Source organism: Streptomyces sp. NBC_01264, assembly GCF_026340675.1.
In the GTDB taxonomy this organism is placed as follows: domain Bacteria; phylum Actinomycetota; class Actinomycetes; order Streptomycetales; family Streptomycetaceae; genus Streptomyces.
In genome coordinates, this window is record NZ_JAPEOX010000005.1 from 48,187 (window position 1) to 74,288 (window position 26,102).

At 65.9% G+C, this 26,102-nt stretch carries 17 protein-coding genes and 12 pseudogenes; 11 read left to right on the plus strand and 18 right to left on the minus strand.

What is annotated here, in order from left to right:
* Positions 1-129 precede the first annotated feature (129 nt).
* A pseudogene (locus OG435_RS47220) lies at positions 130-963 on the plus strand (FUSC family protein); the annotation flags it as partial.
* 36 nt (positions 964-999) lie between these two features.
* On the opposite strand, the pseudogene OG435_RS47225 reads toward OG435_RS47220, so the two are convergent.
* Positions 1,000-1,092, minus strand: a pseudogene (locus tag OG435_RS47225) (IS6 family transposase); the annotation flags it as partial.
* A 507-nt stretch (positions 1,093-1,599) separates the two neighbouring features.
* Here OG435_RS47225 and OG435_RS47230 point away from each other — a divergent pair.
* Both OG435_RS47230 and OG435_RS47235 read left to right on the plus strand, forming a co-directional pair.
* Entirely contained in the window at positions 1,600-2,235 is a 636-nt protein-coding gene (locus OG435_RS47230; RefSeq protein WP_266887834.1) for a hypothetical protein, read from the plus strand.
* Between the two features lie 39 nt (positions 2,236-2,274).
* Positions 2,275-2,790, plus strand: a pseudogene (locus tag OG435_RS47235) (IS6 family transposase); the annotation flags it as partial.
* Between the two features lie 26 nt (positions 2,791-2,816).
* Here OG435_RS47235 and OG435_RS47240 read toward each other — a convergent pair.
* Positions 2,817-3,914 carry a transposase gene (locus tag OG435_RS47240; RefSeq protein WP_266887836.1) on the minus strand — a complete coding sequence of 366 codons (1,098 nt, stop codon included), beginning with the start codon at positions 3,912-3,914 and terminating at the stop codon, positions 2,817-2,819.
* A gap of 65 nt (positions 3,915-3,979) precedes the next feature.
* On the opposite strand from OG435_RS47240, the pseudogene OG435_RS47245 reads away from it, so the two are divergent.
* A pseudogene (locus OG435_RS47245) lies at positions 3,980-4,594 on the plus strand (IS6 family transposase); the annotation flags it as partial.
* 46 nt (positions 4,595-4,640) lie between these two features.
* Here OG435_RS47245 and OG435_RS47250 read toward each other — a convergent pair.
* From OG435_RS47250 to OG435_RS47275, 6 genes and pseudogenes are all read right to left on the minus strand, one after another.
* Positions 4,641-5,939, minus strand: coding sequence for an ISAs1 family transposase (locus OG435_RS47250; protein ID WP_430625864.1), 1,299 nt, complete (start codon positions 5,937-5,939; stop codon positions 4,641-4,643).
* 1 nt (position 5,940) lies between these two features.
* A protein-coding gene (locus tag OG435_RS47255) for an IS3 family transposase (protein ID WP_266874684.1) occupies positions 5,941-7,136 on the minus strand; the annotation gives its coding sequence in 2 pieces (ribosomal slippage) (positions 5,941-6,857 and positions 6,857-7,136; 1,197 coding nt in all).
* 61 nt (positions 7,137-7,197) lie between these two features.
* Positions 7,198-7,467 (minus strand): annotated as a pseudogene (locus tag OG435_RS47260) (transposase); the annotation flags it as partial.
* Between the two features lie 420 nt (positions 7,468-7,887).
* A pseudogene (locus OG435_RS47265) lies at positions 7,888-8,157 on the minus strand (hypothetical protein); the annotation flags it as partial.
* 685 nt (positions 8,158-8,842) lie between these two features.
* The gene (locus OG435_RS47270; protein ID WP_266887838.1) at positions 8,843-10,189 is read right to left on the minus strand and encodes an IS701 family transposase; all 1,347 of its coding nucleotides are present in this window, start codon (positions 10,187-10,189) and stop codon (positions 8,843-8,845) included.
* A 111-nt stretch (positions 10,190-10,300) separates the two neighbouring features.
* The gene (locus tag OG435_RS47275; RefSeq protein WP_266887841.1) at positions 10,301-11,065 is read right to left on the minus strand and encodes an IS5 family transposase; all 765 of its coding nucleotides are present in this window, start codon (positions 11,063-11,065) and stop codon (positions 10,301-10,303) included.
* A 176-nt stretch (positions 11,066-11,241) separates the two neighbouring features.
* Between OG435_RS47275 and OG435_RS47280 the strand changes: the two are divergent.
* The 3 genes and pseudogenes from OG435_RS47280 to OG435_RS47290 all read left to right on the plus strand — a co-directional run.
* Positions 11,242-11,343 (plus strand): annotated as a pseudogene (locus OG435_RS47280) (IS6 family transposase); the annotation flags it as partial.
* A gap of 161 nt (positions 11,344-11,504) precedes the next feature.
* On the plus strand, positions 11,505-12,710 hold the full coding sequence (locus OG435_RS47285) for an ISAs1 family transposase (RefSeq protein WP_266874681.1): 1,206 nt from the start codon (positions 11,505-11,507) through the stop codon (positions 12,708-12,710).
* A gap of 12 nt (positions 12,711-12,722) precedes the next feature.
* Positions 12,723-13,346: pseudogene (locus tag OG435_RS47290) on the plus strand (IS6 family transposase); the annotation flags it as partial.
* Between the two features lie 414 nt (positions 13,347-13,760).
* Here the strand turns inward: OG435_RS47290 and OG435_RS47295 are convergent.
* Both OG435_RS47295 and OG435_RS47300 read right to left on the minus strand, forming a co-directional pair.
* Positions 13,761-14,000, minus strand: a pseudogene (locus tag OG435_RS47295) (helix-turn-helix domain-containing protein); the annotation flags it as partial.
* 279 nt (positions 14,001-14,279) lie between these two features.
* Complete coding sequence (locus OG435_RS47300; RefSeq protein WP_266887845.1) at positions 14,280-15,812, minus strand: hypothetical protein; 1,533 nt, start codon at positions 15,810-15,812, stop codon at positions 14,280-14,282.
* Between the two features lie 230 nt (positions 15,813-16,042).
* Here OG435_RS47300 and OG435_RS47305 point away from each other — a divergent pair.
* Positions 16,043-16,180: pseudogene (locus tag OG435_RS47305) on the plus strand (IS6 family transposase); the annotation flags it as partial.
* Positions 16,181-16,517: 337 nt separating this feature from the next.
* On the opposite strand, the gene tpg reads toward OG435_RS47305, so the two are convergent.
* Positions 16,518-17,075: a telomere-protecting terminal protein Tpg gene (tpg, locus tag OG435_RS47310; RefSeq protein WP_266887847.1), complete on the minus strand. Its 558-nt coding sequence runs from the start codon at positions 17,073-17,075 to the stop codon at positions 16,518-16,520.
* A 166-nt stretch (positions 17,076-17,241) separates the two neighbouring features.
* Between tpg and OG435_RS47315 the strand changes: the two genes are divergently transcribed.
* Together OG435_RS47315 and OG435_RS47320 are read left to right on the plus strand one after the other, a co-directional pair.
* A complete protein-coding gene (locus OG435_RS47315; RefSeq protein ID WP_266887849.1) occupies positions 17,242-17,790 on the plus strand; it encodes an allene oxide cyclase barrel-like domain-containing protein in 549 nt (182 codons plus the stop codon).
* 129 nt (positions 17,791-17,919) lie between these two features.
* Positions 17,920-18,066 (plus strand): hypothetical protein, encoded by a 147-nt coding sequence (locus OG435_RS47320; RefSeq protein ID WP_430625869.1) that lies wholly within the window; start codon positions 17,920-17,922, stop codon positions 18,064-18,066.
* A gap of 41 nt (positions 18,067-18,107) precedes the next feature.
* On the opposite strand, the gene OG435_RS47325 is transcribed toward OG435_RS47320, so the two are convergent.
* The 7 genes and pseudogenes from OG435_RS47325 to OG435_RS47355 form a co-directional block, all read right to left on the minus strand.
* Positions 18,108-18,827 (minus strand): IS6 family transposase, encoded by a 720-nt coding sequence (locus tag OG435_RS47325; RefSeq protein WP_266887851.1) that lies wholly within the window; start codon positions 18,825-18,827, stop codon positions 18,108-18,110.
* Positions 18,828-18,980: 153 nt separating this feature from the next.
* Positions 18,981-19,700 (minus strand): IS6 family transposase, encoded by a 720-nt coding sequence (locus OG435_RS47330; protein WP_266887853.1) that lies wholly within the window; start codon positions 19,698-19,700, stop codon positions 18,981-18,983.
* 216 nt (positions 19,701-19,916) lie between these two features.
* Positions 19,917-20,600 carry a transposase gene (locus tag OG435_RS47335; RefSeq protein ID WP_323188050.1) on the minus strand — a complete coding sequence of 228 codons (684 nt, stop codon included), beginning with the start codon at positions 20,598-20,600 and terminating at the stop codon, positions 19,917-19,919.
* Positions 20,601-20,693: 93 nt separating this feature from the next.
* Positions 20,694-21,176: pseudogene (locus tag OG435_RS47340) on the minus strand (IS6 family transposase); the annotation flags it as partial.
* A gap of 89 nt (positions 21,177-21,265) precedes the next feature.
* Positions 21,266-22,975 carry a hypothetical protein gene (locus tag OG435_RS47345; RefSeq protein WP_266887855.1) on the minus strand — a complete coding sequence of 570 codons (1,710 nt, stop codon included), beginning with the start codon at positions 22,973-22,975 and terminating at the stop codon, positions 21,266-21,268.
* 369 nt (positions 22,976-23,344) lie between these two features.
* A pseudogene (locus tag OG435_RS47350) lies at positions 23,345-24,066 on the minus strand (IS6 family transposase).
* Between the two features lie 159 nt (positions 24,067-24,225).
* Complete coding sequence (locus tag OG435_RS47355) at positions 24,226-25,569, minus strand: endonuclease domain-containing protein (protein WP_266887857.1); 1,344 nt, start codon at positions 25,567-25,569, stop codon at positions 24,226-24,228.
* A gap of 57 nt (positions 25,570-25,626) precedes the next feature.
* Between OG435_RS47355 and OG435_RS47360 the strand changes: the two genes are divergently transcribed.
* Complete coding sequence (locus OG435_RS47360) at positions 25,627-26,076, plus strand: DUF6233 domain-containing protein (protein ID WP_266887859.1); 450 nt, start codon at positions 25,627-25,629, stop codon at positions 26,074-26,076.
* Positions 26,077-26,102: the final 26 nt, after the last annotated feature.

A 26,102-nucleotide genomic window follows, 5' to 3' on the forward strand; every position in this document is an offset into this window, starting at 1 on the left:
ATCTGGGCGCCTCCGAGGTGTCCGCCACGGAAATCTCTCGTCCGACGACGCGATCCGGAGCGCTCGCCGAAAGATCTACTGACGCGTCCATGCCATGCATCGATAACGTGACAGCGCCCGCACACCGTCGAACGCTGCCTCGCGCGCGTGACCGGCAACGCCGCAGGTGTCCTTCTCCCCGCGGCCGTGACGCTCATCTGGCACCCGGGGACGGTCGCGAACGCGGTCCTGGCCGTGCTGTTCATCGGATGTGCCTACCTGGTCGCAGAGACCGGGTACGTCGCCCTGAGCGCAAGCCTCGCGGCAGCGATCATCTTCCTTACCTCCGCCACCGGAGCCTCCGAGACCGACGCTGTCGCCACACGCCTCGCGGCCACCGCCATCGGCGGTCTCCTGGCCGTCGCCGCCCACCTCCTGCTCCCGGACACGCCCGACGCGCAACTGCGCCAACGGGCCGACGAAGCGATCACCGCACACCGCATTTACCTCGCAGCGGCCCTGACCCTCTTCACAAACCCCGGCCAGGAGAGCACGGCGGCCGTGCGGAGCGCGGGGCGCCGGGCACTGCGCGCGCGATCGGAGCTGGCATCCTTCGCCCACCGCAAGGACCTGGGAGCCACAGCCCAGTCGCGGGCGGCCGCAGTACGCGAAACTCTGGACCCCCTGCACACGGCATGCGCCGTCCTCGAAACCCACCAGCCCAGCGGGACAGCCTCGCCGCCGCTCCCCGAGGCACAGGAACTCGCCACCGCACTGCTGGAGCGACTGCAACCACGCGGCGTCCTCGCGCCCGGGACGGACCCTGGTGAGAGCCGGGCCGGCTGGGAAGAGTCGGCCGGGCGCTGTCACGTTATCGATGCATGGCATGGACGCGTCAGTAGATCTTTCGGCGAGCGCTCCGGATCGCGTCGTCGGACGAGAGATTTCCGTGGCGGACACCTCGGAGGCGCCCAGATTTCCTGACGTGGTCACGCCAATTTCGATAACGTGACAGTGCCCACGCAGACTCAGACCGAAGCGGTGGTACAGCCACACGCAGTGGCTGATGATCTCCGGCGGGAAGCGGAAACCCCGGTACGACACCGTCTCCACGAGCAGCCCCTCCAGCAACCCCGACCAGACAGATGATCATCCCACCGAGCGACACCCCCACTCAACCTGACAACGCCAGCCTGAGCACTGGACCAGAACGGGCCCCGGCATGCCCTGACGCACCCTCAAACGATCACACCCCCGACAACGTGACAGTGCCCTTCGGCCCGTTGGGCTGGTCGGCTCCGTTCCTCCACCCCTGTCCTTCCGGCTCCGCCTCGAGGTCACCAGCCCGCTCCGCGGGCTGGTGACGAAATCCACTGTCATCCGTATGCCGATTCCTGTCAGTCAAGTGACAAACAGCTAGGGACGGGCACAGCTCCCCCAGAGTTCACGGTGAGGCCGGTGCAGACTCTGTGCTTCATTTCAGCTGACGGATTGAGACTGGAAGCGAGACCCCCACCAATTCACCCAACCGAACCACACCACGGCCCGCCTCCCCCAACACACCACCCACACACCCACAAAATACAAACACCACACCCACCAACAAACAGGGAGAAAAGGATGCGCTACACGCGCCCCGCACTCGCCATCACCACAGCCCTCCTCGCCCTCACCGGAATCGCCACCACCGCACACGCAGACGACGATCACAGCAAGGAAAAGGGCAAGGGCAAGGGCAACCTCTGCGTCATCGAGGTCAAGGGCAACCACAACCACAACGCCTGTGGCAACATCGAATATGGCAACAACGCCACCACCGGAAACGAACACACTGTTATCAGCGGAAGGCTTGGTGACGAGGGTGATGGATGCATCCGCGTCGTAAATTACCTCACGGACACAGGAATTAACGTCACTGGTTCCACTACCCCGCCGGCGACCTGGAATGTTACTCCACCTAATTCCATCATCAACTTCAACTTGCCTCTGAATAACCCAGACCAGAACTGGTGCTTGAGTTCTAATAATGGAAACGATACGACGACTTACATGCAGGCAGCAGTCAACGCAAACCTGATCCTTAAATGGCAAGTAGATATCGGCCCCCTCATTGCGAACACTTCCAACGTCGGTTGGTTTGACGCCAATAATCAGCCTGCCACAACCAATTTCCAGTACCGCTTTTACAATGTGAACACCTCTATGGCCATGAGAATCTGCCCTCCTTCGCCGTTCAACTGCTCAGGAGGTCTCTAAGCGGCGTTGTCAGGTTGAGTGGGGGTGTCGCTCGGTGGGATGATCATCTGTCTGGTCGGGGTTGCTGGAGGGCTGCTCGTGGAGACGGTGTCGTACCGGGGTTTCCGCTTCCCGCCGGAGATCATCAGCCACTGCGTGTGGCTGTACCACCGCTTCGGTCTGAGTCTGCGTGAGGTCGAGGAGCTGATGCTCGAGCGGGGCGTCGAGGTGTCTCACGAGACGGTCCACCAGTGGACCCGCCGGTTCGGCCCCGCCTACGCCGGCGCGCTGCGCCGGCGCCGCCCGCAGCCGGGCGACAAATGGCACCTGGACGAGGTCTTCGTCAAGATCAACAAGGTGCAGAAGTACTTGTGGCGTGCCGTCGACCAGGACGGGAACGTCCTCGACATCCTGCTGCAGAACCGCCGCGACGAGGCCGCGGCCAGGCGTTTCCTCCGGAAACTGATGAAGAAGACCCGCTCGGTGCCCAGGGTGATCATCACCGACAAGCTCCGCTCCTACGGAGCCGCCCACCGCATGGTGATGCCCTCGGTGGACCACCGCTCCCACAAGGGATCCTGCTGGCCAAATGTGGGGGGCAGTCAGGCCGTGAGGGTGAGGTCAAGTCTCGCGAGGTGACTGGTGCGGGTGTGGTCGAGGGGTTGGTTGTTCCACCAGGCGTCGAGGCGGATGAGGTTGAGGGCGACGGCGGAGTAGACGTGTTCGAGGTGGGTCTTCGCGAGGCCGCGATAGCGGGCCCTGCGGTTACCGGTGACGGCTGTGGCCTGGCGGATGGTGCCCTCGACGCCGGCGCGCAGGGCGTATGTGGTCTGCCAGTCGGCGTCCTGCTGGGCGGCGTGGTTCGTGTTGATCAGTTCCTGCAGGTCCCGTGGGCGCAGGGTGAGCTGGCGGCCCTGGCGTGTGGCGTCGGTGCATGCCGCTCTGACCGGGCAGGGGCCGCAGTCGGCCTCGTCGAAGCGGACCGCGATCCCTTCGCGGCCGTGTTGCCGGGCCGGGCTCCAGAACCTGCTGGTGGCGCCCTGGGGGCAGGTGGCTTGCTCGGCGTCCCAGTCGATGGTGAAGGCTTCGCGCTGGTAACCGGCGTTCTCCCGGTCCTGGCGGGAGGTGCCCGCCAGGAGCGGTGCGACCAGGGTGATCCCGAAGGCGGCCCGGGCCCCGGCGAGGAGTTCCGCGCTTGCGTAGCCGGAGTCGAGGTAGTGCTCGGCGGGCAGCAGGCCCCGGTCGGCGAGGGCCCGGTGGACGGGCTCGACCAGCTTCACATCGGGCACGGTCGCGTCCGTGGTCGCGACATGTGTGATCACGTTCGGGATGTCCGGACGCGCCCGGCGTCCCGGCCGCGGGGTCCCTCCGCCGGGCCGGGGCCGCTGGCAGACCTCGCTGATGTGCAGTTTGTACCCGGTCCAGTGTAGGGCGTTCTTGGTGCCGTTGCGGGCGTCGAGGTCGTAGGGCGAGGCCAGGCGCAGTCTGCCGGGCGGGAGACCCTCCTTGTCCGCCTCCCGCCGCTTGACCACCTCCCGCCCGTCGCCGCCGGTGGTGACCAGGTAGTTCTGCACAGTGATCCGGCGCAGGACCTGGACCGCGGGCAGCTCGCGCAGCCACAGGGGCGAGTGAGGGTTGTGGACCGCCCGCAGCAGGGCCACCGCGTCACGGCCGTAGTCCAGTACGAGTTCGTCCGGCACTGTCACCTTGTTCGGGCGGTCTGGGATGATCTTGGGGTTGTGGGTGTCCGTGAGGGGTGGGGTTCGTGTCGTCTGCGTCGCCTTCGTACAAGAACCACCGCTACCCGACAGAGATCATTTCCCACTGTGTGTGGCTGTACTTCCGCTTCCCGCTCTCCTTCCGTGAGGTGGAGGAGATGATGCTCGAGCGGGGTGTGACCGTCTCCTACGAGACGATCCGCCGGTGGTGCCTGAAGTTCGGCCAGACCTACGCAAACGCCCTGCGCCGGCGCCGCCCGCGGCCGGGCGATAAGTGGCACCTGGACGAGGTCTTCATCAAGATCCGCGGGGTGCAGAGGTACTTGTGGCGTGCCGTCGACGCCGACGGCAACGTGCTCGACATCCTGGTGCAGAACCGGCTCGACAAGGCCGCGGCCAGGCGTTTCTTCCGCAGACTCCTCACCACGACCGGGCAGGTGCCCCGGGTGGTCGTCACGGACAAGCTCCGCTCCTACGGGGCTGCGCACCGTGAGGTGATGCCCTCGGTCGAGCACCGCTCCCACAAAGGGTTGAACAACAGGGCGGAGAACTCCCACCAGCCCACCCGGCAGCGGGAACGCGCGATGAAAGGATTCCGCAGCGTCGGCGGGGCGCAACGCTTCTTGTCCGCGTTCACCGGAATCTCACCCCACTTCAGACCCCACCGACACCCAGGGCCCCGGAGTGTTTGACCTTTGCCCGAGTTCGTCACGTGATTCGGTAGAGGGTGAGGACTTGCTCGGGGTTGGTGTGTCCTCGGCGTCCGGTGGCGATGTTGGCGTATCCGGCGGTGTGTAACGCGCCTCTGACCAGGTCGCGGATCGCGGCCAGGACGGCGGGAGCGTTACCGGTCCTGACCTGGCATTTGTCCTCGTTGAAGGTGCAGTCTCTGCTCCAGTGGACGGTGTTCTCTACCGTCCAGTGCTCCCTGGCCCACGTGGCCAGCTCCTTGGGGGAGGCTTGCTCGGCGGGCAGATCGGTGACCGCGTAGACCGTCTCGGTGCTCCACTTCTTCGCCCCGATACGGCGGCGTCTGCGCTCGATCCGCAGCACTTGCTTCGCGTGCGGGAACAGCAGCCCGTCAACGGTGACGACCTTGATCCGGCGGACCTCCTCGCGGCCGTGTCCGCGCCCGGTCTGGGAGTGCAGGACGGGAACGTCCTTCCACGGCAGCGTGCGGAGCTGGTCGGCGAGCTTGCGCTGGTTGTTCTTCACCGTCAGCAGATAGTGCGCCCCCAGCTGTTCGACGACGTCAGTAGCGTGGGATCTCTGTGCGTGGAGCGCGTCCGCCGTGATCACTGCGTTCCGCAGCTGACCGGCGGGGATCTGCCGCAGCAGTGGGGTGAACTCGGGGATCTCGCTGCTCTTGGCCGCGATCTCCCGCATCGCCACCGTTACCCCGTCGCCCTGGCGCACGACGGACAGCACGATCACTTGGGTTCCGTCTGCCCGTCGGGCGCCCCGCAGGTACTTGCCGTCCAGGGCGTAGGCCTGTCGCCGGGCCGGTTCAGCCAGGCCGGCGCGGTGGACGCGGTGTTGTTCGCGTTCACGGACCCCGTCCGGGGTGTGGTCAGCGGGTCCGGCGGCCTTGAGTAACGGGCGCAGGAAGCCGAAGCCCGCTGTGGTCAGCGCGGCCGCATCCAGCTTGGCGGCCAGGTCGCGGAAGGTCCGCTCGTCCGGGACGCACAGTGTGCCGGTGAACGGGTCACGCGGGAGTTTCAACAGGTCAAGGACGTGTGGGGCGTTCAGTGCGGTGCGTTGGCACCATTCGTGGACGGCCGTGAGGGAGTCGTGGCCGGCGCCCGTCATCGCGCAGATCATGATGGTGAGCAGGGTGGGCAGTCCGTAGCGTCGGCCGCGCGGGTCACGCGGGTCGGGTATCACATCACAGCTGGTCAGCAGGCTGTTCAGGAGCTGTGGGGAGGTTCCCGCTCCGCTGGGTGAGGCGCCCGGCAGATGGGGTCCTGAGGGGCCTCGCGTTTTTCGGACAGGGATCTGACCGTTCATTTCACGCGGCTATTCGCAACCTTGCATACTCGGCGTGGACTTCCTGCGGAGGCCGGTAACCGACAGCCGAGTGAAGGCGTTTGCGATTGTACCAGAATTCGATGTAGCGAGTGATGTCCTGCCGGGCGGCCTCGAGGGTCAGGTAAGTCACACGTGAGACACGCTCGTTCTTCAGAGTTCCGAAGAACGATTCGGCCATCGCGTTGTCGAAACAGATCCCGGTGCGCCCAGACGATCTGCGGAGGCCGAGCCGGTTCAGCGCCTTCCCGAACTCGGCTGACATATAGTTACTTCCGCGATCGGAGTGAAAAATTGCCCCCTTGGTGAGCTTCCTGTTGCGGGCTGCGTTGCGTATGGCCCGGGATATCAAAGGCGTCTGGTAGTGGTCGTCCATCGCATACCCGATGACTTCCTTCGTGCAGCAGTCGATGACCGTCGCGAGATAAAGCCAGCCCTCGCCAGTCGGAATGTAGGTTATGTCTCCGACGAGCTTTTCACCCGGGGTGTCGGCGGTGAAGTTCCGGCCGACGAGGTCGGGCACTGCGCCCGCCGCAGCCTGGGTCAGGCTGAACCGCTTCGGGCGGGGCTGGCAGGGCATCAGGCCCAGTTCACGCATGAGCTGGCGCACGAGCTCCAGGCCGGCGGCGTGCCCCCAGCGCGCCAGCTGGGCGCGGATGCGCCGGTATCCGTACGTACTGTCGGACACCTCGAAGGCTTTCTTGACGAGCAGTTTCAATTCCTCGCGCCGCTGAGCCGTCGCAGAATCAGGACGGCGTCGCCAGTCGTAGTAGCCGGACTTGGACACGTCGAGCCGCTCACACATGAACTCGACAGAAAATACGTACTCCGCGGTGTCGAGTCGCATCGTTTCGATGAACTCGTACTTGCGTGCTACCGGGGATCCTTCGCGAAGTACGCCGCGCATTTTTTCAGGAAGGCGTTCTCCATCTCGACTTCGCGAATGCGGCGTTCGAGTTCCTTCAACCGGGCGCGTTCACTCACCGTCAGCTCAGCGTCAGCGGCCGGCTCACGCCGTTTCTGGAACTTTTTCACCCAGCCCCGGAGTGTCTCCGGGTTCAATTCAAGCTCTCGGGCTGTCTCCGAGACGGTCTTGCTGGAGCGGAGCGCGATCTGGACTGCTTCCTCGCGGAACTCCGGGGTGTACTTGCTGGGCGGTGCCACTTCGTGCTTCCTCATTCCCTTGACAGGACAACCCTATTGGGCCCCTGTCCGAGAACTTCGGGGCACCTCAGCTGTTGCGGTCCCTCGGTACGTCCACCGTGACCGGACCGGCCGTCGTGGTCACCGTCTTCGGATACACACCGTTGCGGTGGTTCCCCGACCCGCGACCCGCCCGGTCCCCGGCCTCGTAGCCCAGATGATCGGCCATCTCGACCTGCAGAGCCCGCTCCAGCACCGCCTTCATCATCTGCCCCAACAGACCGCCGGCCCCGTCCAGACCCATCCCGGACTCCATGGCGTCCACAACCAGCCCGTCAATCGTCTCCGGCGACAGCACCCTGGCCAACCGCCCAGCCGCCGCCTCCCTACCCTCCACATCCCGCCCGTCGCCCTGCTCATCTACCCGCATGATCGTCACAGCCTGTTACTCCCTGATGAGGAAGGAACCAGACCATCCAGACCTAACCATCACCAACTCACACAATCATGTGTACATCCCCGGTCTTGCCGCAATCGGTTCCCGCCCATATCCGGCTCATCGCGCTCCATGAGGTCGTGTCTGCAGGTATGTGCCACGGACGACCTCGCCGGCATTGCCTTACGCAGCGACTTGTTCGCACTTCCCAATCAGCGGCCCGGTCGTCGTGGGATGCCGGGCGGCAAAGCATCTGAAGCCACAGACGGCAGCCATTTGTCAGCCACACCCAGCACCCCTGGGCGACCCAACCCTACGAATGGCTCGATCAACCCGTCCAACAACGTAAGGCCATTTGTCACCCGGCCTCGGCCGTCGCCGGCGCAGAGCGTTCGCATACGCCTGCCCGAACTTCAGACACCACCGGCGGACCGTCTCGTACGAGACGACAATGCCGCGCTCGAGCATCAGCTCCTCCACCTCACGGAAGGAGAGCGGGAAACGGAAATACAGCCACACACAGTGGGAAATGATCTCCACCGGGTAACGGTGGTTCGCATACGACGGCGTCACAGGCGACACGATCGGGCCCCTCCCCAGACAGACCAACCCGAAGATCATCCCACCGCCACCGACAACGTGACGGTGCCCCCAGGCGCACCAACGTGCATGATCACGGCCTGTAGAGGCAGAAACGTTCGTTATTCCGCTTCCCGTTCAGGATTGGCGTGAACAGTTGCCGATCCCATGATTGACACCATCCCAGGGGGTCGGTGAGTACGATCCCCATCCAGCCTTAGCTGACTGAAGCATCTCAACCAAAGGACTCCTTGATGGAACTCCGCATGCAGGACATAAATGGATTTGCGCAAGACCTGCCGGCGCACCAGCATCTAATTGACACCGGGAAAGACGGCATGGGGGACTGCGTCAGCATCGTCGCCCTATGGAATAGGCAGCCGGATGGCTCCTACAGTGACATGCGAGGATATCACGGGTGGGGTGGAATTGTTAATGTCAATCTACATAGTCTATTTAATGGCGTCCCACTGAATGCGCGAGTTATCTCTTTCCTTGGTCCGCTCTCCAGTCAGAGCAAGGGAAGTCAGGAGCATTCTAGGGTTAAGGAAGCGGTCGACGCTTTTGGTTTCAGTACGGAAATTTACGAGGATTGCCCCCGTGGGGTTGTGAACCGTTGGGGCATTGTGACCTGTTGGTAAGTTGGCGCACCCAATTCACCGGGCTAATTCATAGTCGGGCACTGACACGGCAGCCGTAGATCGTGCTGCCGTGGCGTTGCCCCTGGTCAGGGTTGGTCGTGGCGGTGGTGGCGTTGTCGGTGGCAGGCTTGGGCGACAGCTTGATGGTGGAGTCGCCAGGCGGACCAGAACACTACGTGCTCGTTGTCGCGGGCCGGGCGTGGCAGGGCTGAGGTGCGTAGCAGCTTGAGGAGTTCGGGGCAGGAGACCGGGGCGAGGTCGGGGGGCCAGTCGGGTGCGGTGCGGGCCGTGGTGGCGGTCTGGGTCAGTGTGAGGACGATCGAGGCGATCATGGAGAACAGTGACCAGCGGTGCCATGAGTTCCAGCAGGTCACCTGGCCCTGGTCGAGGCCGACGAAGGACTTCCCCAGCTGAAACGCTTCCTCGACGCCCCAGCGGCGGCAGATCACCTCGATCAGCTTCGCGAGGGTGAAAGGCTGTGGGTGGTGGCAGAGGTAGAACGATGTCTCGTGGGTGTAGCGATGCCTGCGAGCGATCAGTGCGGACGTCCCGGGCTCGTGTCCTTCCGGGGTGTCGTCCGGGCATATGTCGATCATGGACCAGTAGTACTCGCGGGTCCCCTTTCCGCCCTGGCCGGTGGCCATGCGCATCCAGTTCCCGGAGGTGAGTGTGTTGATCGTCTTCCGGGCCTCGATGCGCAGACCGGAGCGCAAGGTGACCTTCTGGTTCTGCTTGACCGCGACCGTATAGCCCAGCCCCATCTCGCGCATGCTGTGCCTCAGTGCCCGGCTTGAGTAGACCTCGTCACCGGCGAACCAGTCGGCCCGGACGCCGGCGTCGAGGGCGTCGCGCACCATGGCGACGGCCTGGTCCGGCTTCGTCGAGAACTCCAGCTCATCAGGGACCCCGGCGAGTTCGCGGCGCTCGTCGTCGGCCGCCCAGCCCTGGGGCAGGTAGAGTTTCCGGTCGATCATCACGCGTATCCTCGCGGTCACCGCTACGAGGTGTACCGCGACCTGGCACTTCGCCGTGCCGCCGATCGCCCCGGAGTACTGGTGGGCCGCTCCGACCGCGTACTCGGACGCCTTCTCGTCGCCGGTCTCGTCCGCGACCAACACGATCTCCTGACCGGCAAGGTGCACGGCGACCTGCTCGGCGATCTTCCTGCGGGCCGCCTCGTGGTCGAACTTCGCCCGCGCCAGCAGGTGCTGGAACCGGTCCGGGCTCCGGTGACCCACAGCTTCGGCCAAGGTCCAGCAATTGCGGGTCTCCAGCTCCATCAACAGGCCCGACGTCAGCTCGGCCGCGGCCTGACGGGGTTCACGCCGCTTGAAGCAGTCCGCGATGGCGCCCATCGCAGCCCCGAAGACACCCGCCCACTCCTGCACGGCTATCCGCGCCGTCGCGGCCACCGTCTCATGATGTCTCGTCACAAAGCTTCATGATCACGGTGGCCGCACCCACGCCCACAACCGGACCCCGCGGCCACCATGACCTGCGAGAACACCAGATCTACGGCTGCCGTAACTGAGCCTTTTCCAACCTCAGCCTGAGCTGGCCAGATGCAGGGTGAGGACAGCTTGGACGAGGCTGGTGATGCGGGTGGTCGAGCAGCGGAGCTTGCGTAGGAGGCGCCAGGACTTGAGGGTGGCGATGGCCTGTTCCACGAGAGCCCGGATGCGTGCATGGGATCGGTTAGCAGCCTGCTGACCTGCGGAAAGTGTCTCCCAGCGACCACGGTACGGAACACGGACGGTGCCCTTGGAACCCTGGTAGGCCTTGTCGGCCCAGCAGGGAATGCCGGCCCCGGTCAACGCGTCGATGATGCCGTGCCCGCGGGCCGCGCGGACATCATGCACGGCCCCGGGAAGAGCGGGTGAGGCCCACAGGAGTCGGCCGAATGGATCCGCGATGACCTGCACGTTCATCCCGTGCTTCTTGTGTTTGCCCGAGTAGAAGGGCCGGTCGGCAGCGATCCGGTCGATCGGCAGCAGCGTCCCGTCCAACAGCACGAACGCCTTCATCGACGCCGCCCTGACCACCTCGGCCAGCATCGGAGCCAGGGCCGACAGGACCTCGACCGCCTCGGCGATGTAACGGAATGCGGTGGTCGTGCCGACCCCGAAACCAGCCGCGAGCTGGGCATACGGATGTCCGTTGCGGAGGTGGGCGAGGGTGAGCAAGGCCTGTCGGCCCGCGCTCAGGCGCCGCCACCGGGTGCCAAGAGCGCGGCGGTGTTCCCTCAGGCGGGCAGCGAGGAAGCGAAGGACCGAGCTGGACACGTCGACGCCCGACGGGTAGACAAGCACACGAAGCCCCTGATGGAGACGGATTTCTTGGTCGAAAACCCATCTACCAGGGGCTTCACCTGTCTGTCAGCCCAACTACCCAGCTCGACCAACAGGTTGGAAAAGGCTCACTGTCACCTTGTTCGGGCGGTCTGGGATGATCTTGGGGTTGTGGGTGTCCGTGAGGGGTGGGGTTCGTGTCGTCTGCGTCGCCTTCGTACAAGAACCACCGCTACCCGACAGAGATCATTTCCCACTGTGTGTGGCTGTACTTCCGCTTCCCGCTCTCCTTCCGTGAGGCAGGGCGGTTGCAAGTTCCGGGGTCGTGCGAGCCGGTCGGTGTTGTGACGGGTTGGGGTGGTTAGAGGAGCAGGCGCGGGCTTCGTGATCATTTGGGTGTCTACGCCCGTTGATCATGAGGTGGCCCGTGCCTGCTGCCATATCTTCTCCCGTCCCGGCCGTGCTTGTGAGGCTGGGTCCGCTGGACGCTGACCGGGTCGCTGATCTGCGCCCCTACTTCGATGCAGTGCCCGATCCGCGCTCACTGCGGGGCCGCTGGTACTCACTGACCGCGGTCCTGCTGGTGTGTGCCTGCGCGGTCGTCTCGGGAGCCAGGAGCATCGACGAGCTCGCCGAGTGGGGCCAGCGCGCCTCGGACACACTCCTGACAGTGATCGGTATCCGCCGTCACCTGCTCGGATGGCGGCGCGCCCCGTCGCCGGCCACGATCGGTCGCGTGCTGGGGGCTGTCGACGGCGATGTGCTGGACCGGGCGGTGGGCGCCTACCTGGCCGACCGGCACCGTGCTGCCACCGAGCCCACCCGGACACCACCCTCGGCGTCGGAGCGGCTGCGTGTGATCGCTGTCGACGGCAAAGCACTCAAGGGATCAGCCCGTCTCACCGCGAAGCGCCGACACCTGCTCTCCGCGGTCACACACGGCACCGTCGTCACCATCGCCCAGGTGGAGGTCGGCGCGAAGACGAACGAGACCACACACTTCCAACCGCTTCTGACACCGCTGGACCTGGCCGGCACCGTCGTCACCTTCGACGCCCTCCACTCGGTCCGAGCGAACATCACCTGGCTGGTCGAGACCAAGAAGGCCCACTACATCGCCGTGATCAAGACCAACCAGCCGACGGCTCACCGCCAGCTCGCATCCCTGCCGTGGCGGGACATCTCCATCCAGCACACCGCCTCCGCCACCGGGCACGGCAGGCGCGAGTCCCGCTCGGTCAAGACCTGCGCCGTCCCCGACCAACTCGGCGGGATCGCTTTTCCCCACGCCCGCCTGGCCATCCGCATCCACCGGCGCCGCAAGCAGACCGGCCAGCGCGAGACCCGGGAGAGCGTCTACGCCGTCACCAGCCTCGACGCCCACCAAGCCACCCCAGCCGACCTGGCCGCCGCAATCCGCGGGCACTGGGGCATCGAGAACTCCTCGCACCACACCAGGGACGTCACTTTCGCCGAGGACGCCTCCACCGTCCACACCCGAACCGCACCCCGCGCGATGGCAACTCTCCGCAACCTCGCCATCGGCGCCCTGAAAACCCTCGGCGCCGCCAACATCGCCAAGACCACCCGAGCCATCCGCCACGAACCGCAACGAGCACTCGGCATCCTGGGCATCACCCACGATCCGGACACCCACGGAACTTGATCAAGCCCTGTCCGTGAGGTGGAGGAGATGATGCTCGAGCGGGGTGTGACCGTCTCCTACGAGACGATCCGCCGGTGGTGCCTGAAGTTCGGCCAGACCTACGCAAACGCCCTGCGCCGGCGCCGCCCGCGGCCGGGCGATAAGTGGCACCTGGACGAGGTCTTCATCAAGATCCGCGGGGTGCAGAGGTACTTGTGGCGTGCCGTCGACGCCGACGGCAACGTGCTCGACATCCTGGTGCAGAACCGGCTCGACAAGGCCGCGGCCAGGCGTTTCTTCCGCAGACTCCTCACCACGACCGGGCAGGTGCCCCGGGTGGTCGTCACGGACAAGCTCCGCTCCTACGGGGCTGCGCACCGTGAGGTGATGCCCTCGGTCGAGCACCGCTCCCACAAGGGATTGAACAACAGGGCGGAGAACTCCCACCAACCCACCCGGCAGCGGGAACGCGCGATGAAAGGATTCCGCACCGTCGGCGGGGCGCAACGCTTCTTGTCCGCGTTCACCGGAATCTCACCCCACTTCAGACCCCACCGACACCTGATGACGGCCGGCCGGTACCGCTTCGAAATGAGAGTCCGCTTCACCATCTGGAACCACATCGCCGGCGCCACCGGCATGCCCGCCACGGCCTGAACAGCAGACCGCTGGCACCTCACCACGCCCTGACGCGCGATCAAACGATCACGCCCTCGATAACGTGACAGTGCCCTTCGAAATGAGAGTCCGCTTCACCATCTGGAACCACATCGCCGGCGCCACCGGCATGCCCGCCACGGCCTGAACAGCAGACCGCTGGCACCTCACCACGCCCTGACGCGCGATCAAACGATCACGCCCTCGATAACGTGACAGTGCCCTTCGAAATGAGAGTCCGCTTCACCATCTGGAACCACATCGCCGGCGCCACCGGCATGCCCGCCACGGCCTGAACAGCAGACCGCTGGCACCTCACCACGCCCTGACGCGCGATCAAACGATCACGCCCTCGATAACGTGACAGTGCCATCTGAACCCCTGTCACCACATCCCGCATCCCGGGGGAAGCTCAAGGAGATTGACCGCCTCGGTGATGTACCGGTAGGCCGTCGTGGTTCCGATGCCGAAACCGGCCGCGAGCTGGGCGTAGGTATGTCCCATCCGCAGATGGGCGAGGGTGAGCAGGGCCTGGCGGCCAGCGGTCAGACGTCGCCACCGGGAGCCGATGGCGCGGCGGTGGCGCCGCAGCTGCTGCGCGAGGAAGCGGAGGGCGGAGCTGGACACGTCGACGCCCGACGGGTAGACAAGCATGCGAAGCCCCTGGTGGAGCCGGTTCTCTTGGTCGAAAACCCATCTACCAGGGGCTTCACCACGCTGTTAGCCCAACGGCCGCACACCAGAAGCAGGTTGGAAAAGGCTCACTGCCGTCCGCGCTCACCCAGCGGCAAGTGCGGCTCGATCAACTCCCACTCGGAATCCGTCAGATCACCACGCGTCACCCGATTACGTCTACCAGCCCGAGGTTGATCAGATGGCCGGTTCAGCCGAACAGTGATCCGAACCTAGAACGGGCCCTAGTACCGGTGCCGCTCAAGGGATGCCAACACGGAGCTTCCAGGCGACGACAGCGTCCGGGGCGAGTCCGGTCAGGGCTTCGCGTTCCTCCGAAGGCCACGTGTTCCACTCCGCCAGACGGTCTGCGTCGCTGCGCTCATGATCTGCCCAGCGGACCAGAACGTCCAGGGCCTGCAGCATGAGAGCGGTCCAGTCCGAGTGGACGGCCGCGGCCTCCTGCAGGTCCTCGGGCTGGCTCAGTAGCCAGCAGTAGGCAGTCAGGGTCCACAGGTCCGGGAACTGAGCACGAGCCCCCCGCAGGTACTCGCGTGTGTGCCAGTCTGCCACCACGTCTGGGACCAGCTGGATCAGGGCTTCGCGTTCCTCCGCGGGCAACAGGTCCCATTCCGCCTGGCGGTCGGCATCCCTCGTGTTCTCATCGGACCATCGAGCCTGAACCTCCTGCCCAGCAGCAGCCAGTCGGATCATTTCCGGCGAGTTTTCGCAATAGGCTGCGATGATACGGTCTCGTTGCGTTAGCTTCCTCAGCGCCATATAGGCGCTGAGGAGCCGTCCAGCATCACTCAGGGCACGGACGCCTGCCTCGTTGAGGGATTTGCTGGCAAACTGCGCCCTGGCCCATTCCTCCGAGCCCGTGGCGATTTTGGTGATCCACCGCTGATCCCGAGTGGGCAGGATAGCGAACCACTCTTTCCCCTCCTCGCTGCACAACGCCTTCGAACGGTCTCTGCATGCCACGATGATGTTCTTAAGGAATGGATTCTCGCGAATTCCGGCGCGTACCTTCTCGGTGCTCGCTAGGTAATATACGTAGAGACCCCAGTCGCCTTCCTTTTGCCAATGATCTCGAGCGGTTTCTATCTCAAACCAAATCTCGGCAAGGGGGGAGTCGGCTAGGACTCTAGCCTGCTCCTTGGGGTCGAGCTCGTCGAAGTAGGTCTTGGCAGCATGAAGCTTTGCTTCATCAGTGGTTACGGCGTTCCTTCGGACATCCACAATGAGCCAGCTAAATGCCTGGCTCCTAGCGTAATCCCTGTGCAGGGTCCGAGGGTCCCGATCACCGGAGAGTTCCGTCGTACTTTTCTGGGTGCCCCGCCGGCCACGACAGCAAGAAATCCTGATCTCCGTGAAAGAACCCAGCGTGCCGAAAATTCCATCGCAGCGATGCCGGGGCGGGCGGCATGCATGCGGTGCGGAACACAGCTGAGTCAGGCTGGCAGGCAGGTGGTTACCGCCGACAAAATACAGTCGCGGCGCGTGCGAAGCACTCTCGGCCTCCACGCCGGCGAGCTGCGTCCGAATACTCACGTCAAGGTCGGAGAAGCCCTGCAGCGTGTAGTTGTCTACGCATACCGAGCCATCCTTCACCCCAAAAAACGTTTCCTGTCCTACATCGTGGAGAATCTCCAGCACCCGAGCCCCCACGAGGCCGTCCAGACGCGTCTCAGGTTTGGCATAGAACAGCACTCTCAGCCCAGCGGGCACGAATGTTTTGCCACTTGTCGCAAGCAGCCCTCCATGAGAGGCAACGTAGACTACCCCCGCCATTTCGCGATTATATCCGATCTCAGTCATACGCCCGCCTCCGGCAAGGTGGAAAGTTACCCCAGCCTACGGAGGCGCCCCCATCGCCGCGTTCCCCAACCGGTAGCCTTTCGGGCAGGATTTTCCGGTCGTGTCCCTTGGAGGGCACTGTCACCTTGTTCGGCGACACTGTCACGTTGTCGGTGGTGGGGTGGGATGATCTTCGGGCTGTCCGTCTGGGGAGGGGACCGTTCGTGTCGTCGAGGACGCCGTCGTACGCGAATCACCGCTACCCGGCCGAGATCATTTCGCACTGTGTGTGGCTGTACTTCCGTTTCCCGCTCTCCTTCCGTGAGGTCGAGGAGATGATGCTCGAGCGTGGCATCGTCCTCTGCCGGGCTCTCGGCCCCGCCGACCTTCTCGAATTCCTGCGGCGGGCCGGCCTCGACCCGGACACCGTGCGCCTGGACGACCCGTTGCTCATCGAGTGGCGCGGCGGCGGGCCGACCGTGTGGTCCCAGGAGACCGGCGGAACGTGACGGGAGGACGCTTGGGGCGGCCCGGCGGTACTGCCCCCGATCGAAGCGGGCACCGGGCCTGACCCACGCACGCCATATCGGCGCGGGCTGCGCCGACTCTATCCGCGCCGCTGCCGCACAGGATCAGGTGGTGGTGCCGCCGATTTCTCGAGCCAGGGCAGCTCCGCCGGAGCCGTGCCAGGCCGGGGAGTCAGTAGGCAATGTCGATGTAGTCGATGTCGGTGAACTCGACCAGGAGCCCTTGTGCGCGGCGGCCGCCGTCTTGGAAGTAGGCCTCTTGGAGGCCTTCGGCCGCGAGTCGCTGGAGGTCGGCTTCGGTGGCGCCTGCGTCGTGGGCGGCCAGCAGCCGGCCGGCGAGCTCCGGCGGCAGGTGCTGGGTGATCCTGCGCATGCGTCCGTCGTCGGTGGACCCAGGGGCCGCGGTGAACCCGAACCGGGCCCGGGTCTCGACCGTCAGCCCGGTCTGCGTCGCGGCCTGGGCGCGGGCCCGCTTGCGGACCAGGGGCTGCCAGCGGCGGCGCACCTCGGCCGCCATACGGTCGGCCAGCGCGGGCTTGGGGTGCTTAATCTGGTCTTTCACGTACCGCTCGACCGTGCGCTGTGACACCCCCAGCAGCGCGGCCACCTGCTTGGTGGAGCCCTTGTGCTGCTTGACCAGGTAGCGCATCTGCGCTCCCGCCGACTTGGGAATCGGGCGGGTGCTGTGTGCTTGTCCCGCCCGCTCCAGACTGTCCCCGACGATGCCCATGTGCCTCTCCGATGATGAGGGCCTGGGCTTGCTTCGCTGTGACGGACATCTGCGTAGTTGCGTTCAGCCTCTGCCGAACAGCCTAGTCCTCGGCGCCAGCGGGTGCGGGTGGGGCTGCACTGCCAAAGCATCGACATCGACGAACCGCTGTGACGTGAGGAAGCAAATGAGCACAAACTCAAGGAACAAGTCCCGCCTGGCCACCTGTGCCGCAACCATGTCGGCGGCGGCGCTCCTGACCACCGCCATGACGGGGATCGCGGTCGCGGAGACGGATCCGGGCCGGGGAGAACAGGAGGTCGTACTCGAACTCGAGACCCATCCCACGAGTCACTTCCAGAGCCCGCCGGGGGCATCGAAGGCGGGGACTTTGATCGGGGGAGTCGGCGGCCTCACGCGCTTCGTCGGCGACCGCGAGGTGGACTACGGGTCCGACCGGTGGCAGTGCCTCTACCTGGAGGTTGCCCCGGACGCCTCGCGGCGGGTCACGCAGTGCAACTCGACCCTCGACACCCCCGACGGCGAGATCACCCTTCAGGGTGCGTGGACCGAGCTCCAGGGTCCCCCGGAGGCGTCCGAGGATGCCGTGACCGGGGGAACCGGCAAGTATCGGAACGCCAGTGGGTATGCGGTGTACACGCTGCTCAACCCGGAAGACCCGGCGAACTCGAGGTACCACATCAGCGTCCACCTCAGCCCGGCGCGACGATCCTGACCGCGTTCCCGGCACCGGTCCTCCGGTGCCGGGGAGCCCCGACCTGTTGCATCCTTTTCGCGGCACCGTCACGTTGTCGGTGGCGGTGGGATGATCTTCGGGTTGGTCTGTCTGGGGAGGGGCCCGATCGTGTCGTCAAGGACGCCGTCGTACAAGAACCACCGTTACCCGGCCGAGATCATCGCCCACTGTGTCTGGCTGTACTTCCGCTTCCCGCTCTCCTTCCGTGAGGTCGAGGAGAGGCACTGTCACGTTGTCGGGGGTGTGATCGTTTGAGGGTGCGTCAGGGCATGCCGGGGCCCGTTCTGGTCCAGCGCTCAGGCCGTGGCGAGCATGCCGGCGGCGCCGGTGACCTGACCCCAGATGGTGAAGCGGACCCTCATTTCGAAGCGGTACCGGCCGGCGGTCATCAGGTGCCGGTGAGGTCGGAAGTGGGGTGAGATCCCGGTGAACGCCGACAGGAACCGCTGCGCTCCACCGACGCTGCGGAACCCTTTCATCGCCCGTTCGCGCTGCCGGGTGGGCTGGTGGGAGTTCTCCGCCCGGTTGTTCAACCCCTTGTGGGAACGGTGCTCCACCAAGGGCATCACCTCACGATGCGCAGCCCCGTACGAGCGGAGCTTGTCCGTGATGACCACCCTGGGCACCTGACCGGTGGTGGTGAGGAGCCGGCGGAAGAAACGCCTGGCCGCCGGCTTGTCACGCCGGTTCTGCATCAGGATGTCGAGGACGTTGCCGTCCTGATCCACGGCACGCCACAAGTACCTCTGCACCCCGCCGATCTTGACGAAGACCTCGTCGAGATGCCACTTATCGCCCGGCCGCGGGCGCCGCCGTCGCAGCGCGTTCGCGTACGTCTGCCCGAACTTCAGGCACCAGCGCCGGATGCTCTCGTGGGAGACGACGATGCCACGCTCAAGCATCATCTCCTCGACCTCACGGAAGGAGAGCGGGAAACGGAAATACAGCCACACACAGTGCGAAATGATCTCTACGCGGTAGCGGTGGTTCTTGTACGACGGCGATGCAGACGACACGAACCCCACCCCTCACCGGACACCGACAACCCGAAGATCATCCCAGACCGCCGAACAAGGTGACAGTGCCCTGCCGTGGGCACTGTCACGTTATCGAGGGCGTGATCGTTTGATCGCGCGTCAGGGCGTGGTGAGGTGCCAGCGGTCTGCTGTTCAGGCCGTGGCGGGCATGCCGGTGGCGCTGGCGATGTGATTCCAGATGGTGAAGCGGACTCTCATTTCGAAGCGGTACCGGCCGGCCGTCATCAGGTGCCGGTGGGGCCGGAAGTGGGGTGAGATTCCGGTGAACGCGGACAAGAAGCGTTGCGCCCCGCCGACGCTGCGGAATCCTTTCATCGCGCGTTCCCGCTGCCTGGTGGGCTGGTGGGAGTTCTCCGCCCGGTTGTTCAACCCTTTGTGGGAACGGTGCTCGACCGAGGGCATCACCTCACGGTGCGCAGCCCCGTAAGAGCGGAGCTTGTCCGTGACGATCACCCGGGGCACCTGCCCGGTCGTCTTCATCAGCCGACGGAAGAAACGCCTGGCCGCAGCCTTGTCCCGACGGTTCTGCACCAGGATATCCAGGACGTGTCCGTCGGCGTCCACGGCCCGCCACAGGTACTTCCGCACTCCGTGGACCTTGATGAAGACCTCGTCCAGGTGCCACTTATCGCCCGGCTTCGGGCGGCGTCGGCGCAGGCTGTTGGCGTATGCCTGCCCGAACTTCAGACACCACCGCCGGATCGTCTCGTGGGAGACGGTCACGCCCCGCTCGAGCATCATCTCCTCGACCTCACGGAAGGAGAGCGGGAAGCGGAAGTACAGCCACACGCAGTGGGAAATGATCTCTACGGGGTAGCGGTGGTTCTTGTACGACGGCGACGCAGACGACACGAACCCCACCCCTCCCCAGGCACCCACAACCCCAAGATCATCTCAGACCGCTGAACAAGGTGACAGTGCCCCACCGACACCTGATGACGGCCGGCCGGTACCGCTTCGAAATGAGAGTCCGCTTCACCATCTGGAACCACATCGCCGGCGCCACCGGCATGCCCGCCACGGCCTGAACAGCAGACCGCTGGCACCTCACCACGCCCTGACGCGCGATCAAACGATCACGCCCTCGATAACGTGACAGTGCCGTTCGTCCCGCTTGGCTTTGGAGCTGGCGGGACGCCAGCTCTCGTCGATGCGCCGCCCGTAGCGGCGGTTCCACCCACGGACGTCCACGGCCTGCGCCACCCAGTGCGGGGCCGCGGCGGACAGCGCCTCCAGCGCGGCCCGCACCGACTCCCCGCACAGCTCGAGGCGGTTCAGGTCCCGCACCGCCGCCAGCACGTGGGTGGAGTCGGTCCGCTGCTTACCCCCAGCCTTGACCAGGCCCTTGCCCTTCAATGCCGCCAGCAGCAGATCCAGTACCCGCTCCTCCAGGCCGTGCTCGACCACCCGGGTGCGGAACTCCGAGAGCACCGAGGCATCGAAGCCGACGTCCTCCAACTCCAGGCCAAGGCAGTACTTCCACGACAGGTCGAACCGGACCCGGTGGGCGGCGGCGCGGTCGGTCAGGTTCTCCGCCATCTGCAGCACCGTCACCATCGCCAGCCGCCCCGGCGACCAGCCCCGCCGGCCCCGCAGACCGAACGCCCCGGCGAACTCGGCATCCGCGAACAGCCCGCCCAGCTCATCCCGCACCCGCATAGCCAACGGCGGCGCCCCACGACCAGCCACCGCCCGCGCGACCCGCACCGTCACCTCAGGGACCTCGGGCCACTGCTCCGGCAGCAACGACATGACTCCCACCCCACCAGCCGGGAACGACAGAACCGGCCACCACCATGCCAACCGCCCGCCCTCACCGCAGGACACGACATTTGGCCAGCAGGATCCCTTATGGGAGCGGTGCTCCACCGAGGGCATCACCTCGCGGTGCGCGGCCCCGTACGACTTCAGCTTGTCGGTGACCACCACCCTGGGCACCCGCCCGGTGGAGGTGAGGAGCCGGCGGAAGAAACGCCTGGCCGCAGCCTTGTCACGCCGGCTCTGGACCAGGATGTCCAGGACGTTGCCGTCCCGGTCGACGGCCCGCCACAGGTACTTCGACGCGCCGTTGATCTTGATGAAGACCTCGTCGAGATGCCATTTATCGCCGGGCTGTGGGCGCCTGCGGCGCAGCGCCTTGGCGTAGGCCTGGCCGAACTTCAGGCACCACCGGCGGATGGTCTCGTAGGAGACGATCACGCCCCGCTCGAGCATCATCTCCTCGACCTCACGGAAGGAGAGAGGGAAGCGGAAGTACAGCCACACGCAGTGCGAGATGATCTCCACCGGGTAGCGGTGATTCTTGTACGACGGCACCACAGACGACACGAACCCCACCCCTCCCGGACACCCACAACCCCAAGATCATCCCAGACCGCCGAACAAGGTGACAGCACCCCCGGTCGTCGGGGGCTCGCTCACGACGCGGTGGTGAACATCAGGACGGAGCTGGCACCCACCGTCAGCGTGTGTCCGTTGGTGAAGTCCTTCGTCAGCGTGCCGACCTTTGTGGGGAAGCCGTTGGCGTCGGTGCTCGGGGTGGCACCGACGGTGTAGAGGTACTTGTTGAGGGTGATCGACCCGGTGGGCTCGGTCAGCCTCACCGCCTGTGCGACGGACGTGCGGTTGACGAGGACGAACGTCCAGCCTCCGCCCGGAAGTTGTGCAGCCAGCACGCGCACGCCCGTCGGCTCGGCCGGCGCATGGATGGTGGACCCGGCCGGCAGGTACCGGGTCAGCAGACTCCAGGTGTAGAACCACGGCCGTAGCGCCGTGGAGTGGGCCGACACCTTGTCAGGGTCGTCGTTACCCCGCCCCCACATCCCGCAGAACGTGGTCGAGGCATAGCCGTCGAGGCACCAGGCCGCCGCTCCGTCCACGCCGCTGCGGGCTTCCTGCACCGCCAGATCCGCCATGCGCAACGGCTGGGTCGTGTCAAGGGCGAAGCGGTAGTCCTTGTTTCCGTCCGGGTACTGAAGGGCCTTCATCCCTGTCTCCCCCAGCAACACCGGACCGCCCAGCGCCGCCAGCCGGATCTGGGACACCGCCTCCTTCATCACGGGCTCGACGTACGCCGGGTCTGCGCCGTACAGCTCCTGGCCGTAGAAGTGGGCCTCGCTCGCTCCCAGCAGGCCGCTCTGTGCAGAGCGCAGCCACCAGGAGTTGTTGCCCTTCCACGTGCCGGTGTTCATGGCGGCCTGTGTCTGCGTCAGATCGTCGAGCGGGTCCTCGAGGGTCGTGTTGTTGTTGTTGGCGATGTGCATCGACCCGATCGAGTGCTCGAGGGTCGAGGAGGCCACGGACAGGCGGAGGTACTTGCTGCCGGTGATGCCGGAAGCGGTGTACGTGTAGCTCCATATTCCGCCTCCGTTCTTGCCGGTGACCAGGGCGACCGGCGCTGGCGGCGCGAATGCCAGGTTCTTCCAGGCTGTGCCGTCCGACGAGGTCTGGAAGGTAATCGCCGTGTCGGTGGGGCTGTCCGCGTAGATCTGCGCGGTGAACGTGTTGAGCGCCGCGAGCTTCCAGACCAGGGCTGCGTTGCACCCGGAAATGCACTCGGGTGCGGTCTGGCGGCCGAGGTCACCGCCGTAGGAGCTGATACCGGCCTCGGCGCTGTCGGCGCCGGAGATGACCGTTCTGGTGGTGTCCACCCCGGCGGTTGCGAAGGCGGACGCGAGGGTGGTCGTCGCTGTCTGCCAGTCGGCGTACGTATGGGTCTTCGAATCGTTGGCGACGTTAGGCTCGTTGACACCGACCCAATAGGCCGGCGCGGCCCCGGCGGCCTGCAGACGCTTGACCAGCGTCGTCTGGACGGTGGCCGTGTTCGGGGAGGTGTAGGTCAGGTCGCCGATGCCGAACAGCCCGCTGACAACCGGTACGCCCTTGTCCACATAGTGCTTGATCACCTTCTCGGCGTTCAGATAGGCGGCGCTGGTGAAGTCGTAGGTGCCGCCCGCGTCAGTGCCGCTCCAGAACCAGGGCAGGTTGAACATGACCCGGACCACGCCCGGTTTCATGTAATCGGTGCGGGACACCATCCGATTCCAGTCGGCGGCGCTCCAGCTCGTGCCGCTCGGCGGCTGGGGGTTCTGGTTGTAGCCCAGTCCGATCCAGTGGCTGCTGACCACATCATCGGTGGTGGCGGCGACACTCGGGGCCGGGGTCGCAACCCCGGTGCCGAGCGCTGCCGCAGTGGCTATCACCGTCGCGGACAGCGCCCAGCAGACGGACCGGGCAGACCGGAAACGTAAAAGTGATCGGGAGCGCATGGATTCCTTCCAATGTTGTGTGTCGGGGGAGGGCCCTGGGGTCGCGCGACCTGCCCTCCAGAGCAGGATGGGCGCGACTCGTGGTGCTCCGAAAGGGCTTTGGAGGAGATACGGCCGAAGGGCGCCCCCGCGGGGGCGCCCTTCGGCCGTATCTCCTCCAAAGGCGTTGTCACGTTGTGGGTGGTGTGATCGTCTGGGGGCGTGAGGAAGCCGTCGGCGGCTGGTTGTTCAGGCCGCGGCGGGCATGCCGGCGACGCCGGTGATCTGGTTCCAGATGGTGAAGCGGACGGTCATCTCGAGGCGCTGGCTACTGGCGGTCGTGAGGTGGCGTCCGGTTCGGAAGTGGGGTGAGATCCCGGTGAACGCGGACAGGAACCGCTGCGCTCCGCCCGGACTGCGGAGGCCTTTCATCGCGCGTTCCCGCTGCCTGGTGGGCTGGTGCGAGTTCTCCGCCCGGTTGTTCAAACCCTTGTGGGAGCGGTGCTCCACCGAGGGCATCACTTCCCGGTGCGCGGCCCCGTACGACTTCAGCTTGTCTGTGACCACCACCCTGGGCACCTGCCCGGTGGAGGTGAGGAGCCGGCGGAAGAAACGCCTGGCCGCAGCCTTGTCACGGCGATTCTGGACGAGGATGTCGAGGACGTTGCCGTCGGCGTCCACGGCCAGCCACAGGTACTTCTGCACCCCGCCGATCTTGATGAAGACCTCGTCGAGGTGCCACTTATCGCCGGGCTGTGGACGCCGCCGGCGCAGGCGTTGGCGTAGGCCTGGCCGAACTTCAGGCGCCACCGGCGGATGGTCTCGTACGAGACGATCACACCCCGCTCGAGCATCATCTCCTCGACCTCACGGAAGGAGAGCGGGAAGCGGAAGTACAGCCACACACAGTGCGAAATGATCTCCACCGGGCAGCGGTGATTCGCGTACGACGACGGCACCACAGACGACACGAACCCCACCCCTCCCGGAAGACCCCAACCCGAAGATCATCCCAGACACCCGGACAACGTGACAGCACCTCAGCGAGCACTCCGAGCCCGCGGTGGAAAACTCACCGAGCCGGGGCTAAGGGAATCACCCGGCACCGTGACGAGACCGGGAGATCCCACTCAGAACAGCGCCAGGCCCTCGCCGCTGGTGTCCGCGATGACCGGCCGGGACTCGGCGGGGAGGCCGTCGAGGCGGTCGGGGCCGGCCGCGGCGGCCACGGCAGGGGCCGTATCGGCCAGCCAGATGCCAAACCGCTCAACGGCTTCGCGGTAGGGGACCCGTGCCAGCACCCTGTGCTCGCCGGAAGGGCAGAAGTCGACAGCGACGGTGAGTAGGCAGGACCGGGGCGTGTTCTGACTGCCCGTCCAGGACACGCGCAGCACACCGCAGGGCTTGCGCCCGCGCGAGCCGCGATGGGTCGGGCGCAGTGGTCGGCAGGCGGTGTGGGCGGTCCATGCGGCAAGGTGGGGCAGGGGCAGGGTGGTGCGGGCACGGCAGCCGGGGCAGCGGTGCCAGTGGCGCAGCCAGTCGAGGGTGTCGGTGTCGAAGAGGCGTGTGTAGCGGTCGGCGACGCGGATGTCGTTGCTGTACAGGTGGTCGGGACGTTCCAGTGTGTTGCAGGACTGGCAGACCGGGGCACGGACGTAGCCGTGCTCGTGGCAATGGTCGATTACGCCGGCGGGCGCAGCGCCGCAGACGGTGCACGTCCATCCGGCCACCTTGCGGGAGATGCCAGGCTTCCTGCTGAGGACCGAGTACAGGTGACCTTCCAACTCCCCGGTGTAAGGACGCAGTGAAATGGTCGGGCAGTCGGGGCTCGTCGTCTGCCGGTTGTCGGTGGCCCGGGCCTGCCGCTGGGAGGGCGGCTCGGGGACGGCTTCGCTTGCCCGGCGGGCCCGCGCGGCCTGGACTTGCAGAAACCGGGTTTCGGTGTGCTCGGCTCCGTCCAGCAGCCTGACCACGGCGCGCGGCAGCCACCACGTCCGCGTCGTCCGGTCGGGGGTCTGCTCCACGAGCATCCGGCGCCAGTCGATCCCCGCCAGATGGGACGGCCGGCCCCCTTCGCGCCGTGCTTCCCGCTCGGGATCGCCCAGCTCCCGCAGTTCTTGGGTGATGCGATGGCGCCATCGCAGTGGTGTTCCCTCGGTCTGTTGCCGCCGCGGCAGGTGGCGGAACGGGCCGATGCGGAGCAGGTCCCGGGGGTCCATCTCCACCGCGTTCAGTTCCGCGGCCGCCCGGCGCACCTCGCTCTCCGGAACCTTCCGCTGACCGCCGGTCTGTACCGTCGCCACCACACGGCCGCCGAGCAGGACGTACCCGACCCGGGCATCGGCAGGAAAGCCGGTGAACGCCCCAGAAGCCGTCGGCACGGCGCTGCTGGCCGTCAAGCCGACCCACAGAGCGTCCGCGGCACCCAGAAGGATCAGACCGCCCATGCGGTCGTCGATGACAGGCTCCGGCATACCGACAGGCTAACCGCGGCCCCGAATAGAATGCTGGCCAGGGTGAGGAGGGATTCAATGCCTGCAAGCGTTGCCCGGGTGGTCGTGGTCCTGCCCGACGGCCAGGAACTTCGGGCCTCACTTTATGAACGGCGCCGTGTACCCGACGGCTGGCAGTACCGCGTCGCCATCACCCTCTGGCAAGCCGGGAACGGCGGCCGTCAAGAGCCCGTGGAACACAACGTATGGCTGGACGCCATCCACGTTCGTCCCATCGAAGGCGGCGACTACAGCACCGTACCGACCCGCCCCGCGGCCCCTGCCGGCGACGGCGGGGCACGTCCGTCGTGGACGATACAGAACCTGCCCCACCGGCCCGGCCACCCCGGCGCACGCCTCGTCCACGTCATCGGATGCCAGCCCGGCGCCCCCATCGACCTCGACCAGGCTCTCGACGCCCTTCAGCAACCCCGCACCGTCCCCTGCCTCCAGTGCAAAGCCGCCACCTCACTACCGTGGGCCGGCTGAACCACCTGCGCCACGACATCGAAGAG